Here is an 18,464-nt window from a genome sequence, read left to right as displayed (position 1 = left end):
TGATCAGGCCACACCGGGCGACAGTGTCCCAGCTGCACACGACGAAGTCGGGCGCCGTGATCGGCGACCGGGTCGTCGTGCGCTATCTGCTGGGTGACTCGACGCCCGCAGACTGGCGCGGCAATCCCGATGCGGCGCAATCGGATGTCACCGGCGTCCTGCTCGACGACACCGATCCGCTTCGCCTCGAACGCGACGGCGAGGTGGTGTCGATCCCCGCTGCCACCGTCACCTCGGTGCGGCTCCTCTCGGCGACGCCGGTGCGTAACAAGGAGATCCGCGCCCTGGAGGGTGTCGCGGCACGATCCTGGCCGGGAGTGGAGACCGCGTGGATCGCCGGGTGGTTCGTCCGCGCCGGACACGGGTTCAGCCGCCGCGCGAACTCCGCGATCCCACTGGACATGTCGGCCCACCCGGACGCGACGACGCTCGCCCGGATCGCGCGGTGGTACGCCGAACGGGACCTGCCGCCCCTTCTCGCACTTCCCGAGCGCCTGGTGAAGGCCGCCACCGTCGGCGGCGTCCAGGACATCGAGGTGCAGATGCTCACCTGCGACGCGGCGCCGCTGACGGCACGGCTGGCCGGGTCCCGTTCCGACGCAGTTCGTCTATCCGACGAGCCGCATGCCGAATGGCTCGCCGCCTACACCGGGCACCGTGCCGGCGAAGACACCGACGTCGAGGACGCCACCGACGCCGTACGGCAGGTGGTGACCGCCGGCGACGGGCCGCCGGTCTTCGCCGCGATCCGCGACGAGTCATCGGCGGTCATCGCGATCGGCCGCGGCGTGGTCACCGAATCCCCGGACGGCCGACGGTGGTTGGGACTGTCGGCACTGTGGACCGACCCGGAACGACGCCGGAGGGGGTTGTCCTCGCAGATCCTCGCCGAGCTGGTGGCATGGGGCGCTCAGCAGGGCGCCGCTCGTGCGTACCTGCAGGTCGAGACGACAAACCGCCTCGCCGGCGCCTGGTACCGCCGACTCGGCTTCGGCCTGCACCACAGCTACCGGTACGTCACCCCCGACCCCGCACCCCAGGAACTCTGATGCCAAGCCGTTCACGCTCGACGCCGGCCGTTGCCCAACGCCGCCGGCAGGCGGTGATCACCGCGGCCGCCTTCGTCGTCATCGCGCTGGTGTTCGCGATCACCTGGTTCATCAACAGCGGCAGCGATTCCGGCGCCGACGAGTCGGTCACCGCGGGTTCGGCCTCGTCGAAGAGTTCGACCGTCCGGACGTCGGCCGGCAAGACCACTGCTGCCACGTCGACCACAGCCGAGTCGACGGCCCGCAACACAACTTCCGAGACCACGGCCCCGAAGTCGAGCAGGACGAGGACCTCCACGGCGAAGACGCCGGCACCCGCGGCGGCCCCCGCGCACGTCACGCGCACCCTCGCGCTCATCGACGCCGGCGAGTGGCCGGAGGCCGCCCGCGCACCGGGGACGAAGGGCGGGATCACCTTCCGTAACAACGAGCGTCGTCTGCCGGCCACGGATGCCGACGGCCGCCGTGTCGCATACCGGGAATGGGACGTCAACCCGAAGGAGCCCGGCCGCAGCCGGGACGCCGAGCGGATCGTCACCGGGAGCGACGGAACCGCCTGGTACACAGCCGATCACTACCGCTCGTTCATCCTGATTCGAGGACCGTCATGACCTCGCACGACGATTTCGGCAGTCGCCTCCGCCGTTTCCTCGACGGCGCGGGGAACGACGGCCCGGCGGTCGGACTCACGCTCTCCCCGGAGTTGCCCGACCTCGGTCCAGGCGTCCGCCTGCGCACCATCAGCGGCACCGCGGCGACCACCACCGGGGCCATGTACACCGCCTTCGCGCGCGTGTGGGACTTCCCCGATCACTTCGGCCGCAACCGAGATGCCTTCGACGACTGCATGCGCGATCTCGACGCCCCCGATGCCGACGGCCGCACTCCGGCTTCCATCGTCACCCACGTCACCCAGGCTCACCGCCTGCTCGACGAGGACGACGCGACCTTCACCTGGTTCGCCGACTCGATCGGCTTCTACCGCGATCACTATCGCGACCTGGGGCGGACTTTCGCACTGGTCCTGTCGACCTCCTCGTCACGCGCCTCGGCCGTACGCACGCGCTGGGACGGCGCCGGTGTGCCGGTCGCCGACCTCGACAGCATCGGGGAGTGCTGAATGCGGTTCGCCACGTGGAACGTCAACTCCATCCGCGCACGATCGGAATCGGTGGTCGAGTGGATGGAATCGGCCGATATCGACGTCCTCGCGATGCAGGAGACCAAGTGTCACGACGACGCTTTCCCGCTGATGAGCTTCCTTGCGTCCGGGTACGACGTCGCCCACGTCGGGCAGGGCGCCTACAACGGTGTGGCGATCGCATCGCGAATCGGACTCGACGCCGTCGAGATCGCCTTCGACGGGGTACCCACGTATCCGGTCGACAACCAGCCGATCCGTGAGGCCCGCGCGATCTCGGCGGTGTGCGCGGGAATCCGGGTGTGGAGCCTGTACGTGCCCAACGGGCGGACACCCGAGGACCCGCACTACGAGTACAAGCTCCGTTGGCTCGACGCCCTCGGTGACCACATCGCGTTGCGTCTGGCCCACGACCCCGCCGCCGAGATGATGCTGGCCGGCGACTGGAACGTCGCGCAGACCGACGACGACGTCTGGGATCGCACGTACTTCGAGGGACGCACCCACGTCACGCCACCGGAACGCGCTGCGGTGCAGCGGTTCCTGGACGGCGGCCTGGTCGACTCCGCCCTCCCCTATGCCCCGGGCTACACGTTCTGGGATTACACGCAGTTGCGGTTCCCCCGCAACGAGGGCATGCGCATCGACTACGCGTTCTGCTCACCTGCACTCGACACGCGTGTCATGGGCGCGCACATCGACCGCGAGGCGCGGAAACGCAAGGGCGCCAGCGATCACGCGCCGGTCGTCTTCGACCTCGGATAACCCGCTCCCTGAGGAGCGAGCTTGCGAGCGTCTCGAAGGGTCAGGCGAAGGACTTGCCCGGAATCCAGTAGGCCTGTGCCTTCACCGACTTCTTGGGGATGCCGTACTCGTCCTTCAGCGACGCCGCGACCGCACGGGTGCTCACCGAATCGAGTGCGACCCAACCGAAGTGGTCGCCCGCGGCGAATGCCGAGGACCGCACCGCGTCGACGAGGGCGACGCCGTCGTGTTCACGCGCGATCCAGTGGATGGTGTCATGTGCGCGGGCCCGCACCGGCAGGGCCTTGTCGCTCTCGTGCTGGTACTCCAACCACAACGTCGCGGGCGTCTCCGGTCTGCCGGAGGCACCGATCGCGTCGAGCAGCGAGTTGATCGCCGGGAGCGAGGCCGGGTCGCCGGCGATGATCCAGCCGCGGACCTCGTCGCCGGGCATCGTGAACTTGGAACCCATCACGGTGGCGGTGATCGTGTCCCCGACCCGCGCGTGCTGAGCCCAGCGGGCCGCGATGCCGTTGTGGAGGGCGAACTCGATGCCGAAGGTGTCGGCTGCGGGATCGGCGTCGACCAGGGTGTAGCCGCGCTGGTGGAGTTTGCCCGCGTCGTCGAACCACATCCGGATCCACATAGTGGGGTGCAGTGCCCGCTTCGCCAGAAGACCGCCGCCGGTGAACGTCAGGCGCACATAGTGATCGGTGACGACCTGGGTGCCGGTCACGGTCAGCTCGAAGTCGTCGCCGCCGAGGAGTTTGAGGACGGCGCCCTGCCAGCCGCGGCCCTTCGTCGCGACTTGACTCACTTCTGTCCGATGGTTTCGAACGCCCCGTCCTCGACCATCTGCCGGGTCTCGAGGCGACGGATCTTGCCCGACGTGGTGCGCGGAACCGCGTCGGGTGCCACGAAGATCACCTCGGCGGGCATGATCCCGCACGCCGACGCCACCTCCGAGTTGACCTCGGCGCGAGCCTTGTCCGGGTCCGAACCCTTGTACTCGGCGAGGATCACCAGACCCGGGCGCGACGAGCCCTCACCGCGGGCCATCGCGACCACACCGCCCCGGCGCACGCCCGCGACCTCCGCGGCGGCACGCTCGATCTCGATCGGGAACAGGTTGCGGCCGGCGACGATGATGACCTCTTTGGCGCGTCCACAGATGACCAGTCGGTCGTCGATCAGGTAACCGAGGTCTCCGGTGGCGAACCATTCCCCCGCACCGAGGTCGGGGCCGCCGAGATAACCGCGCATCATCGAGGTACCCCGGATCTCAACGTGCCCGACCGAACGCCCGTCGATGACCGGAACGTCCACATTCGGTTCGACGATCCGAACCTGCATGCCGCCCAGCGGCTTTCCGAGGAGCGCGTATCGCCGGCGGATGGGTTCGCCACCGCCGGGCGGGGTCACGGTGACCTCGTCGTAGTGCGCGCCCTCGCCGACCGCGGGCATCGTGACGGCACAGGCGGATTCGGCCATACCGTAGGCGGGTGCGGCGGCCGAAGGCTCGAAGCCGAACGGCGCCGTGGCCTCCAGGAACTTGTCGAAGGCGTCGGCGTCGATGGGTTCGCCGCCGCTGATCGCGACACGGAGGTTCGACAGGTCGATGTCGCGCAGGAGCTTTCCGTAGCGTCCGAGGATGTCGTAGGCGAAGTTCGGGGCGGCGGTGACGGTGGCCTTCGTCTCGGTCAGCCACTGCATCCACTTGAACGGCGCGGCCGCGAAGGCCGTGTTCGGCACCACGTAGGCGGGGATGCCCGTCGTCATTCCGGCGAGGAGGAACATCAGTCCCATGTCGTGGTAGAGCGGCAACCAGGTGAACCCGGTGTCGCGGGTGCGGTGCATACCCAGGCGGCTCACCAATTCGATGGCGTTGGAGTACACCGCCGACGCCGTGAGGACCGCGGTCTTCGGATCACCGGTCGATCCGGCGGTGCCCTGCAGGACCGCGACGCTGTTGGGGTTGACATTGCGGGCGACGAAGCCGCTGGTGTCGGCGGCGATCCCGTATTCGGCGACCCTAGCGATGCGGAGCTGCCCGTCGACCTTGGTGAGCAGATCGAGCTGGGAGCCGCTCCCGAGGACGGTGCCGACGCCGATCGAGACGAATCGCCTGTAGGTGGTCTCCGCCCAGCGGCTCTCGTCGGCTCCGCGGATGGGTCCGGGCAGGATGCTCACCGGAACGCCGGCGAGCCATGCGCCCTGGATCGCAGCGATGAGGTCGACCGTGGGATCGCCGATGAGACCGACGGCGAGCGGCTCGTGCAGGTCACTGTCGGCGAGGAGCTGCACCGCGATCTGTTCGGCGCGCGCGTGAACCTCGCGCCAGGGCGCGATCACCCATTCGCCGGATTCGGAGTCGAGCACGGACAGCGTGGTGTCCCCGGCCAGCATCGCCTCGCGGACGGTCGCCGCGAGGGTGTTGGTCGAGCCTGTTTCCTCCAGAACCACGCTGCTCTGCGACATGTTCGTTCCCCGTTCTCGCCGACCGCGTGTGTCGGCTGTCGTGTTCGTGTGGATGCGTCCGGTTCGCATGTATCGCGCGGGTCGCGGCGCCCGGTGTCGGCCCGCCACCCTTGGATAGGTTAGCCTAAACTTCATAGCGCACAAGAGCCCGTCCACCGTCGATGGCGGCGTGATTCAGATCATCTGGCCAGACGACGGTCCGCAACTTAGGCTTACCTAAGTCTAGTGCCCGGAGCGGGCGTTTCGTACAGCGACTAGTTAGTATAACCTACCCTAAATTGGGCAGAGTGCTCGAGTGAAAGACGTTTCCGACCCGCGAGAGGCAATCGGCTGATGGCCACGAATCCTGAGATGACTCCCCCCATCGCGGACCTCGTCAGCCCCGCCGACATCCGGGCCCAGGTCGCTGCCGCCCTCGGCGTCACACCTGAGTCCCTCGACCCCACCGGAGACCTCATCGCCCAGGGCCTCGACTCCCTGCGCATGATGCGACTGGCCGGCACCTGGCGCAAACGCGGCATCGACATCGACTTCGCCCGCCTCGCCGCCTCCCCCACCCTCGACGCCTGGACCGCGCTCCTCGGCGGACCGTCGACTCCCGCGGAGATGAGCGCATCGCCGGAGAACGTCGATCCCACAGCACCTTTCCCACTGGCGCCGATGCAGCACGCCTATTGGATCGGACGGTCCGACAGCCATGCGTTCGGCAATGTGGCCGCGCACCTCTACATCGAGTTCGACGGCCACGGCCTCGATCCCGACCGCTTCACCACCGCCATGGGTGAGCTGATGGAGCGTCATCCGATGCTGCGGGTCCGTGTGCTCCCCGACGGCACGCAGGTCGTCGGGCCCGCACACCCGGACGCGATCGCCGTTCACGATCTGCGCAGCCAGTCGGCCGAGATGGTCGAGAAGATACTCGCCGAAACGCGTTCCCACGGAACGCATCGCACCCTGCCCGTCGAAGAGGGCGCGGTCATCCGCGCGGAACTGAGTCTGCTGCCCGACGGGTCCACCCGCGTGCACCTCGACGTCGACATGATCGCGGCCGACGCCATGAGCTACCGCGTCCTCGTCGACGACTTCGCTCGCCTCTACCGCGGGGAGACCCTGCCCGAACTGGGTGTCACCTTCGCGACGATCACCGCCGACCGAACCTCCCGCGAGATCCGCGACGAAGACCTCGCCTGGTGGCGGGAGCGCATCCCGCACCTGCCCGGACCGCCGGAACTCCCGCTCGACGACCGCGCCGCCCGCGGCGAGGTGGAGCCGCGCAGCGTCCGCTTGCACCATTCGGTCTCGGCCTCGGAATGGAAGCGTCTCGAGGAGCACGCCCATCGTCGAGGTGTGACCCCCGCGGCCGCGGTGGCGGCGGTCTTCGCCGAGGCGGTCGGCACCCATGCGGCGAATTCCCGTTTCCTGCTGACCGTTCCGCTGTTCGATCGTCCCCGGATCCATGCCGACGTCGAGCGTGTGGTCGGCGACTTCACCTCGTCGATCCTCGTCGAGGCCGACCTGAGCGAATCGGCAACGCTCGCCGAGCGTGCACGCCAGATGCGCTCGGCGATGCACGATGCCGCTGCTCACGGATCGATGAGCGGTCTCGACGTCCTCCGCGAACTCGGCCGAGCCCGAGGCGAATCCGTCATCTCGCCGGTCGTGTTCACCAGCGCGCTCGGGCTCGGCGACCTGTTCTCCCCTCAGGCGACCGACGTCCTCGGCGACCCCGCCTGGATCGTGTCGCAGGGGCCCCAGGTGCTGCTCGACGCCCAGGTCACCGAGATCGCCGGGGGACTGCTCCTGAACTGGGACGTCCGGGTGTCCGACCTCGACGAGTCCACTGCCCGCGCGATGTTCGACTACTACGTCCGGCTTCTCGGTCTCCTCGTCGACGGCGAATGGGATGTCCCGGCACCCGACCCGGTCGCCGATGACGTCCGTGCACAGCGACTTTCGGTCGAGCGACCGCTGCCCGACACCGACACCTTCGACGGGACACTGCACGGCACGATCTTCGGTCGCGCGGCGCAACGGCCGACGACCCCGGCGGTCACCACCGATTCCCGGACGTGGACGCACGGCGAACTCACCGACGAGGCACTTCGGGTGGCGGGCGCACTCGCCGCCGCGGGCGTCTGCACCGGCGACACCGTCGTCGTCAACCTGCCCAAGGGTGGCGACCAGGTCGTCGCCGCGCTCGCCGTCCTGGCCGTGGGCGCCGCCTACGTGCCGATCGCGCCGACGCAGCCCGCGACCCGACGAGACCGCATCGTCTCCATCGCCGGACCACGCGCCGTGCTCACCGCCGATGTCGACGCCTGGACGGAGTCCAACGGCCCCACCGTCATCGACCTCGACGCGGCACGCACCTCAGCACCGGTCGACCCGGTGGAGGTCACCGGCGAGGAGTTGGCCTACATCCTGTTCACGTCCGGATCGACGGGACTGCCCAAGGGCGTCCAGGTCCCCCATCGCGCCGCGGTGGCCACCATCTCCGACCTCGTCGACCGTTACTCGATCGACGCCCGTGACCGCAGCCTGCAGGTCTCCTCGCTCGAGTTCGACCTCTCCGTCTTCGACATCTTCGGTCTCCTCGCGGTCGGCGGCGCCGTCGTCGTACCCGGCGACGACGAACGCACCAAGGTCGATGACTGGGTGCGACTCCTCGCCGAACACTCGGTGTCCGTGCTCAACTGCGTGCCGTCGATCCTCGGGATGATCCTCGACATCGATTCACTGCCGCCATCGATGCGGATGATCATCATGGGCGGCGACAAGGTCGACGTCTCGCTGCTCGAACGAGTCGCCACACAACTGCCCGACTGCCGCGTCGCCGGACTGGGCGGTACCACCGAGACCGCCATCCACTCCACCATCTGCGAGGCGGACGACGTCCCGGCCGGAATGGCGTTCGTGCCCTACGGTGTTCCGCTGCGCGGCGTTCGCTGCCGAGTCGTCGACGAGACCGGCCGCGATCGGCCCGACCTCGTCCCCGGCGAACTGTGGATCGGTGGCGCCGGCGTCGCCGACGGTTATCGTGGCGATCCCGAGCGCACCGCCGATCGTTTCGTTCATCACGACGGCGAGAAGTGGTATCGCACAGGCGATCTCGCCCGGTACCTACCCGGCGGTTTCCTCGACTTCCTCGGCCGCGCCGACCACATGGTGAAGGTCCGCGGCTATCGCGTGGAGCTAGGCGAGGTCGAAGCAGGCCTGCTCGCTCTCGACGAGGTCGCGTCGGCGGTCGCCTGGTCCGACGGCCGGGATCTTCAAGCCGCGGTCGTTGCCGCCGGAACGGTCATCGACGAGAACGCGATCCGGGACCGTCTGTCCGAGTCCCTTCCGCCGCACATGATCCCGCGGACTGTCACCGTCCTCGACGCGTTGCCGTTGACCGCGAACGGGAAGTACGACCGCAAGGCCCTGGCGGCACTCGTCGACACCGCCGAGGGCGGCCCACAGGTCGTCGCACCGCGCACCCCGCTCGAGGAGGCGCTCGTCGTGATCTTCTCCGAGGTGCTGCCCGTCCGGCCGATCGGCGTCACCGAGGACTTCATCTCACTCGGCGGTGACTCGGTGCAGGCCACCCGACTCGTGGCCCTGTCCCGCACCTGGCTCGACGCCCCGCGACTGTCGGTCGCCGACATCTTCGGTCACCGGACGATCGCGGGTCTCGCCGAGCGGCTCACCGCCCTCGAAGGCACCCGGGTCGAGCGGGTCGCCGCGATCCTCCTCGACGTCGTGGCCCTCTCCGACCAACAGGTGGATGCCGAACTCGCCGGCACCTGACGCATCCAGCAGGCCCGCTTCCACCAGACACCCCGACAGCAAAGGCATCATGACCACTTCATCGGCACCCACGTACGACCTGCACTCGGTCGATCTCGACGACGTGTCGCACGCCATCACGGTCCACGGGTGGCTGACCCATCCCAAGGCCAAGTACTGGGACATGCTGGAGAGCTCCGTCGCGGACGTGGAGAAGATGATCCGGGACACCGCGGCGGCAACGGCCGGTACGCCCTACGGCATGCGCCTGGGCTACCACGACGGGCGGCCGCAGTTCCTGTTCGAACTGTACGATCCGCAGACCAGCGAACTCGCCGACCCCGCAAGCGGTTACGTCCACGCCGAGGGCGACATCGGGATGCATCTGCTCGTGGCCCACTCCGAGCAGGCCCTGCCCGGCTTCACCGGCACGGTGATGCTGCACATCATGCGGACGGCGATCCTCGAGGTCGGCGCCGCGCGGGTGGTCGTCGAACCCGACGTCCGCAACACCGCGGTGCACCGCCTCAACGCGAGCGTCGGCTTCCGGGTCGACGGCGACTACCCGGTCGGCAACAAGACCGCACACCTGAGCTACTGCACGCGAGACGACTTCCTCCGCGTCACCGCCGGCGGCACCAGTGTCGGCGCCGTCGAGGTTACGGACCTGGGAGCGTAGCCCGTTGACGATCGAACAGATCCGTCCCGCACGGACCGGGCAGACGGACACCGTGTCGTATCGGCAGGTGTATCACCGCAGGATCGCGCGGAAGATCCTGGCCGAGTTCTCCCACGAACGCGCCTTGAGTCCGGTCGAGACCGGCCCGGGTCGCTACGTGGTCGGTTCCGCCGACGGCCGCACCGACTATCACTTCCGTGCCGAGGTCCTGTCCCTGGAGAACTGGGCGATCGAGGAGTCCTCGTTGCGCCGGGTGCGCGATGGGGAGGAACTGCCCGTCGACGCCGTCGCGCTGGTCGTCGACCTCGCCCCGATGCTCGGCATCGGCCCGCAGGCGCTGCCGGAGTACCTCGAGGAGTTCATCAGCACTCTCGCGATCAGTGCCGACCGGCCTGACGAACGACGCATCACCGCAGCCGATCTCGCGCACGCGGACTTCCAGACCATCGAGAGGACGATGACCGAGGGTCACCCGTGCATCGTGGCGAACGCCGGGCGCCTCGGCTTCAGCGCCGACGACATCGACCGTTACGCACCGGAGGTCGGCAACCACTTCCGGCTCGTCTGGGTCGCCGCCCGCCGTGAGGACTGCGACGTGGCGACGGTGAGCGGCGTCGACTACGACGCCATGCTCGTCGACGAACTCGGCGCCGACACCCTGGCGGAGTTCGATACAGTGCTTCGCGAATCCGGTTGTGATCCCGACGATTACCGCTATCTGCCCGTTCATCCGTGGCAGTGGACGGAGAAGGTCCGGAAGCTCTACTCGGCCGATCTCGCCGACCGCCGCATCGTGTTCGTGGGCGAGAGCCCCGATCTGTACCAGGCGCAGCAGTCGATCCGCACGGTCTTCAACGCGACTACGCCCACCCGTCACTACGTGAAGGGCGCCCTGTCGATCGTGAACATGGGCTTCACCCGGGGCATGTCGGCGGACTACATGCGCACCACCCCGCTGATCAACAACTGGGTCCGCGGACTCGTCGCCGACGACCCGTATCTCGCCGCAATCGGCTTCGAGATGATCTTCGAGGTCGCCGCCATCGGTTACCGCAGTCCCACCTTCACCCCGATCACCCAGCCGGGGTCGGAGTACCGCAAGATCCTCTCGGCGCTGTGGCGCCAGAGTCCGGTCACACTGGTGCGTGGCGGCGAGCAGCTCTCCACCATGGCCGCGCTCCTGCACGTCGACCACCACGGCGACCCACTGGTGGGCGCATTCATCGCGCGGTCGGGGATACCGGCCGCCGAATGGATCCGGCGCTACCTGCGCACATACCTCCACCCGATCGCCTACCTGCTGTACCGGTACGAGCTGAAGTTCTCCCCCCACGGCGAGAACCTGATCCTCGTTCTCGACGAAGGGGTTCCGGTCCGCGCGATCCTCAAGGACATCGGCGAGGAGGTGTCGGTCTTCGGCGAGCCGGAGGATTTGCCGGAGAGCTGCGCTCGCGTCCTCACCACCGAGCCCGACGAGATCCGCAACCTCGGCGTGCTCTCGGACGTCTTCGACGACTACCTGCGTCCGCTGGCGGATGTCCTCCACACCCACCGACTCGTGACCGACGAGGAGTTGTGGGACCTGGTGGCCGACAGTCTGCGCGAGTTCGTCGACACGCATCCCGATCTTGCCGACCAGTTCGCGAAATGGGATCTCTTCGCACCGGAGTTCGGCGCGGTACACATGAACGGCCTGCAGCTGCGGAACAACAAGCGCATGGTCGACATCGAGGACTCCTACGCATCCCTCGTCGACGCCGGACACCGGCTCGTCAATCCCGTCGCCGAACGGGGACGCCAGTGACCGTCACGACCCCGGCACCCGACACGTCCCCCGCGGAGATCCTGCGCGACGCGCACGGCATCCCGCATGTTCTGGCCGTCACACCGGCCGACGCGCTGTACGGACAGGGCCGCGCCTGCGGGCAGGACCGCCGCTGGCAGATCGAGTTCATGCGTCTGCGCGCCGAGGGGCGTACCGCCGAGGTGTTCGGCGAATCCTGCGTCGAATGGGACACCTTCGCGCGGCGCGCCCGGCTCGACGCGGTTGCCGAGCAGATGTACCACGCGTCGTCCGACCGCACCCGACGCCTGCTACGCGCCTATGCCGACGGCGTGAACAGCACCCTTGCCGAGACCGCGCCGCCCGCACCGGAACTCGCCGCACTCGACCACGAGCCGGAACCGTGGCGGCCGTGGACCCCGATCTCGGTCTTCATCATGCACCACGTTCTGTTCGGCCGGTTCACGACGAAACTGTTCCGGCTGCACGCCTGCCGCGCGACCGGGTCGGATGCGCTGCGGTTCTGGGCATTCGAGGGCAGCGAGCACGATCCGACCGTGCCGCCGATGCCGGACCAACAGTTCTTGCGCGAGATCCTCGACCTCACGCGGCCCACGCCTGCCGCGGGTTCCCCCGTCGGTGAGACCGTCAACCTGGGTGATCCGATGTCGGGCAGCAACGCATGGGGGGTGTCCGCCGCCCGCAGCACGACCGGGTCCCCGATCGTGGCCGGCGATCCCCACAGGTTCCTCGAGCTGCCCGGCATCTACGAGCAGTTCCATCTCGCCTCGACCGATCCGGCACAGTCCTTCGACGTGGTGGGCTTCGCCTTCGCCGGTGTCCCCGGCGTTCCACACTTCGCGCAGGGCCCCGAGATCGCCTGGGGCATCACGAATGCGATGGCCGACTACCAGGACCTCTACGTCGAGCGGTTGACCCGCGACGAGGACGGGACACTTCTCGTCGAGGTGCCCGGCGGACACCGCGTCCCGGCGACCGTCCACACCGAGCAGATCGCCGTCCGCGACTCCGCATTTGTTGCCGTCGAGGTGATCACCACCCACAACGGTGCCGTCGTCTTCGGCGGTCCGGACGAGCCGTTCGCGATGAGCCTGCGGTCGCCGCTGCTCTCCGAGGACGTCACCTTCGACGCCCCACTCGACCTCCTGTTCGCCCGCTCGGTCTCCGACGTCGAAGCCGCACTGTCGTCGTGGGTCGAACCGGTGAACCGCGCCGTCATCGCGCACCGCGACGGGACCACGGTCACCCACGTGGCCGGCCGCGTTCCCGTCCGCGCCCCGGAGAACTACTGGCTCCCTGTTCCCGGCTGGGACGAGCGCTACCAGTGGAAGGGCTACGAAGCCGGTTCGCTCGGCGACCCGGGCTTCGATCCGAAAGTCGCCGACGGCGGTGTGAGTGTGACCGCGAACCAACGGATTTCCGCGGTTCCTGCGCTGCAACCGATCACGACGGAGTGTGTGGAGGCGTTCCGCGCCGATCGGATCACCACCCGCCTCGATGCTCTCGACACTGTCGATCCCGAGGATTGCGCCGACATCCACCGCGACGTCGTCCTCGACCAGGCCGCGGTGGTCCAGCAACTCCTCGCCCGGGTCGTGGGCAATTCCCCGGCCGCCGAGGGCATCCGGCAGCGCATCCTGGCCTGGGACCGCACCATGGCTGCCGACAGCACCGACGCCTTCCTGTTCGCCGAGTTCCGCAGCCAGCTCGTACTCGGCGTCGCGCGCACCGATGCCCTTGCGCCACTGCGCGGTCCGCACGGCTTCCCCGCCGTGTTCCAGCCGTGGTTCGTCCCGGAACCCCGCCTCGCGACCGCGATCACGACGATGATCGCCAACTGCACACTGATCGGGATCGACATCGACGAGGTCGCAGCCGCCGCGCTCGACGCCGTCGTCGCCCGCACCGAGACGATCGGACACGTCCCCGACTGGGGCACCGTGCATGTGCTCGCCCCGATCCACGGGTTCGATCTCGTCGGCGCGTCGCCTCGCCATCCGGAGCTGTTCGCGACGCTGCGACCCACCCCCCTGCCCCTTGCCGGGGATTCGGAGTGCGTGTTCGCCAACGCATCTGCGGTCGGCACCCACGTGTGCATCACCGGCTCCGCTGCCCGCTATGTCTGGGATCTCGCCGATCCGCACGCGAGCCGTTGGGTGGTGCCGCTCGGCGCTTCCGGCGACCCGGACTCCGAACACTTCCAGGACCAGGCCCGGTTGTGGGCCGACGGCCGGCTGATCCCTGTCGCCCGCGACTGGGCGGCCCTGCGCGCACAGGACGCCGAAGCCACCCACCAGACCACTTCGACCGCCACTCCCACTGCCACTCCGACGAAGGGGGAATCGTGCCCACGTTGACCGAAGCGCGACTCACACTGCTGCGCCGACGGATCGCGGAGTCCGGCGGGGCGCTGTCGGGTCCGGCCGATGAAACCCGGCCCGACACGCGCACCGAGACCCCGGCCTTGTTCGGACAGTTCGGGATCGCCGAGCGCCGGATGTGGAAGATCTACGAGCTCGACCCGGAATCGGTGTCCCACAACATCGGTCTCGTCCTGGAGTTCGGTGGCAGTCGCACCGTCGAATCCGTGGTCGCCGCGGCGGAACTGCTCGTCGAGCGTTTCGAGGTGCTGCGGTCGGTCGTCGAGGTCGACGACGCGGATGTGCCCCATCGTGTTCAGGTGCAGCGAGAAGGCCAGTGGGACACCGAGCATTCGGTATGGTCCTGGGGCTTCGAGGATGTCGCGGACGAGTCGGCCGACACCGACCCGGCAGAAATCGACCCAGCAGAAATCGACACCGTGGCAACGCGGATGACGCGTACACCATTCGACCTGTTCTCCGAGGTGCCGTTGCGCCTGCGTGTGTCGGGACGGGACGGAGAGGTGACGATGATCCTGGTCGTCCATCACCTCGCGGTCGACGACACCTCCTGGCCACTGCTGCTGGGCACGCTCGTGTCGGGCGAATGGGCGGGGGACGCCGACGCCGATTCCCGCCCGGCAACCCCGGATGCCGCCGCCGCGACCGAGGCTGCCGAGTCCGCTGTGCGGCATGCGCTGTCGACCTGGGCCGCCGAGGACGTGCGTCACCCGCTCTCCGGCGAACTGCCCGCCGAGAGCGCCGCGGAGAGCTGGCTCTCCCCCATGGACGATCGTGCGGGCCTCAAAGTCGCCGCCCCGGTCGCCGACGAATCGCTGACCGCCTTCGACCGGGTCGCGCAGACGGTCGGCGCGACGCCGAATGCGCTGCTCATCGGCGTGTGCTCGCTGGCCGCCTACGCGCTGACCGGCGCATCCGACCATGTGCTCGTCGTCCCGGCCGACAATCGACGACGCTCGCAGTCGCCGCATCACATCGGCTACTGCGGCAACATCATCCCGATGCGTTTCCGCGTCGATCCGACCGCGACCGTCGAGCAGACCCTGCGCACCGCGGCCGCGGTGATCTACCGGGCGATGGAGCACTCCGGCACCGACTTCGGGCCGATCCTGACCGCACTCCGTCAGCAGGGCGGACGGTTCCCGATCATGGAGATCATGGCCTCGGTGCGGCCCGCTCCGCTGCGCGGCATCCCGCAACCCGACCACGCGCCGGTCACCTGTCGATCGGTGTTTAACGGCATCGCGAACTATCCGTTGTCGATCGCCTTCGAAGCCGACGACCACTCCACCCATGTGGAGGTCGACCACCAGCCCGGAATAGTTCCGGACCACATCGCCGTACGCTCCACCGGGGTGTTGACCGCACTCGTCGATCTCATCCCCGCCGCGCTGGACGGCACCGTCGCCGAACTCCTCGCGAACCTCGAGAGACGAGTCCCGGCGTGACGGAACGACACTCGCACAGCAACTCAGCACAGAACCGGACAACCACCGAAGATCCAGGGGGGAACTCAGTGACCGAAGACCGCGAGTCTACGTGGGGGGCTTCCCGTTTCGCCCGACCGGGACAGGGCTGGGCGAACATCGGTCGCGGTCTGACCGAAGCAGCGGAATCGGTCACCGACCACCACCACGGAGCGCCACTGCCCGCCGGGGATCCGGTGTCGGTACTCGCCGCGGTCAACGGCTCGCTGGGTGCACCCGGAATCCCCGAATCCGGGATCGGTGAGTCCGCGGCCCTGTCGCGGCTGGCGCGGCTCGTCGCCGAGTTCGGTCTCGACCTCACCCATCCGCTGACCACAGCTCATCTGCAGCCGGCACCCCTGTCGGTCGCGGTCGCCGCGGACGCGCTCGCGAGCGCCACCAACGCCTCGCTGGACACATACGATTCGGGGCCGGCGACCCTCGCCCTGGAGACCTGGACCGTGCAGTCGCTCGCCCGCATGGCCGGTTTCGGCGAACAGGCCGGCGGCGTCTTCAGTCCCGGCGGTTCCATCTCGAACATGCTTGCGCTCATGATCGCCCGCGATCACACCGCGGCCCGTCGTGGCGTCGACGTCCGCCAGGACGGTGTGGGCGCGCTGCGCCGGCCAGTGGTCTTCTGTTCGCGCGTCGCCCACTTCTCGGTGCACCGAGCGTGTGCCGCACTGGGTCTCGGCGAGTCCGCGGTCATCCCTGTTGAGGTCGACGCGCACCACCGGATGATCCCCGAGGCCTTGGAAAGGGCGATCCGACAGGCCGGCGAGGTCACCCCGCTCGCCATCGTCGCCACGGCCGGAACCACCGACTTCGGTACCGTCGACCCGCTGCCCGAGATCGCTGACATCGCCGAACGACACGAGATCTGGCTGCACGTCGACGCCGCCTACGGCTTCGGCACCCTGTTCTCCGATCGCCTGTCCGGACTCCTGAGAGGCGTCGACCGCGCGGACTCGGTGACCCTCGACCTGCACAAGGTCGGCTGGCAGCCGGCCGCCGCCAGCCTCATGCTGCTGTCCGATGCCGACCGCTTCGTGTCACTGAACCGTTCGGTCGCCTACCTCAACCCGGACGACGACGTCGAGGCAGGCTACAGCGGTCTGCTCGGCCAGACCCTGCAGACGACTCGTCGTCCCGACGTGCTCAAGGTCGCGGCCACGCTCTTGGCGTACGGACGCCGCGAACTCGGCGGGATGCTCGAGCGGTGCAACGACCTCGCGGTGTACGCCGAACAGCGCGTCGCCACCGAACTGCAACTCGAACTGATCGCCCCGGTCACGTTGACCACCATCGTCTTCCGCTACCGCTGCGCCGACCTCGACGCCGTCAACGGCGAATTGCGACGCCGTCTCATCACCGACGGCAAGGCCCTGATAGGGCGCACCCAGGTGCGGGTGCCCGGCCAGGACGAACCCCAGACCTGCCTGAAGCTGACCCTTCTGAATCCGGAGACCTCCGAGAGTGACATCGACGAGCTGTTCGACGAACTCCTGCGTCTCGCAATCGAAGTGGAGTCCGAGAGCACCTCGGTCGCCGGCGACCAGGCCCGCAGTGAAGAAATGGTGAGGGTATCGGAATGACCCGTGTAGAGAACGTGGATGTCCTGGCGATCGGCTGCGGTCCGTTCAACCTGGGGCTCGCCGCGCTGGCATCGACCGTCGATGACCTCGACGTGCTCGTCGTGGACTCCCGTGACGAGTTCCGCTGGCATCCGGGCCTCATGTTCGACGAGGCCCGACTCCAGGTGGGATTCTTGTCGGACCTGGTGACCCTGGTCGACCCGACGCATCCGATGTCGTTCCTGAACTACATGGCCGACACCGACCGAATGTACCGGTTCCTGGTGCGGGAGAACTTCTATCCCACCCGCATCGAGTACGAGGCGTACCTGCACTGGTGTATCGGTCGACTCGACACCCTGCGCTGGGGCACCACCGTCACCGAGGTCACATGGGACGACGAGGCCGACGCCTTCGCCGTCACGATCGTCTCCGGCGGCACCACCACGACCGTGATCGCGCGCCACGTCGTCGTCGGCGTCGGCACCGAACCGTTTGTGCCGCAGGCGTTGTCGTCGGGCTCCCCGGCGGTCGTCCACAGTTCCGACTACCTGTACCACCAGGACAAGGCCCATGCCGCGGACTCGGTGACCGTCATCGGTTCGGGACAGTCGGGCGCCGAGATCGTCATCGACCTGCTCGAGGCCAATCTCCGCGGCGGCCCGTCCGTCCGCTGGTGGACCCGTACGCCGTGGTTCGCCCCGCTCGACTTCACCAAGATGTCGCTCGAGATGACCACCCCGGCGTACATGGACTACTTCCAGAGTCTGCCGGAGGCGGCCCGCGATCGGATCCGCCCGCAACACTGGCAGTTCCACAAGGGCGTCTCCAGCGACACCCTCGAACGGGTGCACGAGCTGATGTACCAGCGGCAGCTGCGGGAGAAGCTCAACCCGGTCCAGTTGCGCATCTCCACCGAGGTCGACGGCATCGACACCCTTGCCGACGGCAAGCTCAGGGTCCGTGGGCGTCACCTCGACACCGGTACCCAACTCGCACACACCACCGACATGGTCATCGCGTGCACCGGCTACCAGCCCCGCCAGACCCCGTTCCTGGCCCCCATCGAGCCGCAGCTGCACCGTGATTCGCGCGGCCGCCTCGTCGTGGGCGCCGCGCATCAGGTGGAAACCGAGCCCGCGCTGACCAATCGGTTGTTCGTGGCGAACGCCGAGGAGCACGCCGTCGGCGTCTCGGCCCCCAACCTCGACATCGGCGCGGTCCGCAACGCCCGAATTCTCAACGCCGTCATGGGCCGCGAGGTGTATCGACTGCCGAAGGACACCGCTTTCACCAGCTTCGGGATCGACGACTCCGACGGCGTCGTCGGCTGAGGAGTTCCGCGAGCAACGACGGCCCGGCCCGCAGTGCGGGTCGGGC

13 protein-coding genes are annotated in these 18,464 nt (G+C 68.4%); 11 read left to right on the top strand and 2 right to left on the bottom strand.

The window, feature by feature from the left end; genetic code table 11:
* The first annotated feature begins 23 nt into the window (after window positions 1–23).
* The 4 genes from PWF70_RS02855 to PWF70_RS02840 are packed head-to-tail and all read left to right on the top strand — an operon-like array spanning window position 24 to window position 2,955.
* Window positions 24–1,049, top strand: coding sequence for an N-acetylglutamate synthase, CG3035 family (locus tag PWF70_RS02855; protein ID WP_006358109.1), 1,026 nt, complete (start codon window positions 24–26; stop codon window positions 1,047–1,049).
* The gene (locus PWF70_RS02850) at window positions 1,049–1,660 is read left to right on the top strand and encodes a guanyl-specific ribonuclease (protein WP_035755228.1); all 612 of its coding nucleotides are present in this window, start codon (window positions 1,049–1,051) and stop codon (window positions 1,658–1,660) included. The genes PWF70_RS02855 and PWF70_RS02850 overlap by 1 nt, the downstream gene beginning before the upstream one ends.
* Entirely contained in the window at window positions 1,657–2,169 is a 513-nt protein-coding gene (locus tag PWF70_RS02845) for a barstar family protein (RefSeq protein ID WP_006358111.1), read from the top strand. Before PWF70_RS02850 ends, PWF70_RS02845 begins: the two co-directional genes overlap by 4 nt.
* The gene (locus PWF70_RS02840) at window positions 2,170–2,955 is read left to right on the top strand and encodes an exodeoxyribonuclease III (protein WP_006358112.1); all 786 of its coding nucleotides are present in this window, start codon (window positions 2,170–2,172) and stop codon (window positions 2,953–2,955) included.
* Window positions 2,956–2,995: 40 nt separating this feature from the next.
* On the opposite strand, the gene PWF70_RS02835 is transcribed toward PWF70_RS02840, so the two are convergent.
* Together PWF70_RS02835 and mbtM are read right to left on the bottom strand one after the other, a co-directional pair.
* Window positions 2,996–3,751 (bottom strand): siderophore-interacting protein, encoded by a 756-nt coding sequence (locus PWF70_RS02835; protein WP_006358113.1) that lies wholly within the window; start codon window positions 3,749–3,751, stop codon window positions 2,996–2,998.
* Window positions 3,748–5,412, bottom strand: coding sequence for a long-chain-fatty acid--ACP ligase MbtM (gene mbtM / locus PWF70_RS02830; protein ID WP_006358114.1), 1,665 nt, complete (start codon window positions 5,410–5,412; stop codon window positions 3,748–3,750). Before mbtM ends, PWF70_RS02835 begins: the two co-directional genes overlap by 4 nt.
* A 333-nt stretch (window positions 5,413–5,745) precedes the next feature.
* Here mbtM and PWF70_RS02825 point away from each other — a divergent pair, with 333 nt between their 5' ends.
* The 7 genes from PWF70_RS02825 to PWF70_RS02795 all read left to right on the top strand — a co-directional run bounded on the left by PWF70_RS02825 (window position 5,746) and on the right by PWF70_RS02795 (window position 18,418).
* Window positions 5,746–9,201, top strand: coding sequence for a non-ribosomal peptide synthetase (locus PWF70_RS02825; protein ID WP_006358115.1), 3,456 nt, complete (start codon window positions 5,746–5,748; stop codon window positions 9,199–9,201).
* A gap of 49 nt (window positions 9,202–9,250) precedes the next feature.
* Complete coding sequence (locus tag PWF70_RS02820) at window positions 9,251–9,859, top strand: GNAT family N-acetyltransferase (protein WP_006358116.1); 609 nt, start codon at window positions 9,251–9,253, stop codon at window positions 9,857–9,859.
* Window positions 9,860–9,863: 4 nt separating this feature from the next.
* Window positions 9,864–11,663: an IucA/IucC family protein gene (locus PWF70_RS02815; protein ID WP_006358117.1), complete on the top strand. Its 1,800-nt coding sequence runs from the start codon at window positions 9,864–9,866 to the stop codon at window positions 11,661–11,663.
* On the top strand, window positions 11,660–14,020 hold the full coding sequence (locus tag PWF70_RS02810; protein WP_042377714.1) for a penicillin acylase family protein: 2,361 nt from the start codon (window positions 11,660–11,662) through the stop codon (window positions 14,018–14,020). Before PWF70_RS02815 ends, PWF70_RS02810 begins: the two co-directional genes overlap by 4 nt.
* The gene (locus tag PWF70_RS02805; RefSeq protein ID WP_006358119.1) at window positions 14,008–15,492 is read left to right on the top strand and encodes a condensation domain-containing protein; all 1,485 of its coding nucleotides are present in this window, start codon (window positions 14,008–14,010) and stop codon (window positions 15,490–15,492) included. Before PWF70_RS02810 ends, PWF70_RS02805 begins: the two co-directional genes overlap by 13 nt.
* A gap of 68 nt (window positions 15,493–15,560) precedes the next feature.
* Entirely contained in the window at window positions 15,561–17,105 is a 1,545-nt protein-coding gene (locus PWF70_RS02800; RefSeq protein WP_006358120.1) for a pyridoxal phosphate-dependent decarboxylase family protein, read from the top strand.
* The gene (locus PWF70_RS02795) at window positions 17,102–18,418 is read left to right on the top strand and encodes a lysine N(6)-hydroxylase/L-ornithine N(5)-oxygenase family protein (protein WP_006358121.1); all 1,317 of its coding nucleotides are present in this window, start codon (window positions 17,102–17,104) and stop codon (window positions 18,416–18,418) included. Before PWF70_RS02800 ends, PWF70_RS02795 begins: the two co-directional genes overlap by 4 nt.
* Window positions 18,419–18,464 lie beyond the last annotated feature (46 nt).

This window comes from Gordonia sp. Swx-4 (genome assembly GCF_030316175.1).
GTDB lineage: Bacteria > Actinomycetota > Actinomycetes > Mycobacteriales > Mycobacteriaceae > Gordonia > Gordonia alkanivorans.
Note: the sequence above shows the minus strand (reverse complement) of the source record. Positions and strands in the feature narration are given on the sequence as shown.

Bases quoted from the DNA above. Each gene is read 5' to 3' on its own strand.
- PWF70_RS02850 (WP_035755228.1), top strand. From the start codon at position 1,049: ATGCCAAGCCGTTCACGCTCGACGCCGGCCGTTGCCCAACGCCGCCGG.
- PWF70_RS02845 (WP_006358111.1), top strand. From the start codon at position 1,657: ATGACCTCGCACGACGATTTCGGCAGTCGCCTCCGCCGTTTCCTCGAC.
- PWF70_RS02840 (WP_006358112.1), top strand. From the start codon at position 2,170: ATGCGGTTCGCCACGTGGAACGTCAACTCCATCCGCGCACGATCGGAA.
- mbtM (WP_006358114.1), bottom strand. From the start codon at position 5,412: ATGTCGCAGAGCAGCGTGGTTCTGGAGGAAACAGGCTCGACCAACACC.
- PWF70_RS02825 (WP_006358115.1), top strand. From the start codon at position 5,746: ATGGCCACGAATCCTGAGATGACTCCCCCCATCGCGGACCTCGTCAGC.
- PWF70_RS02820 (WP_006358116.1), top strand. From the start codon at position 9,251: ATGACCACTTCATCGGCACCCACGTACGACCTGCACTCGGTCGATCTC.
- PWF70_RS02795 (WP_006358121.1), top strand. From the start codon at position 17,102: ATGACCCGTGTAGAGAACGTGGATGTCCTGGCGATCGGCTGCGGTCCG.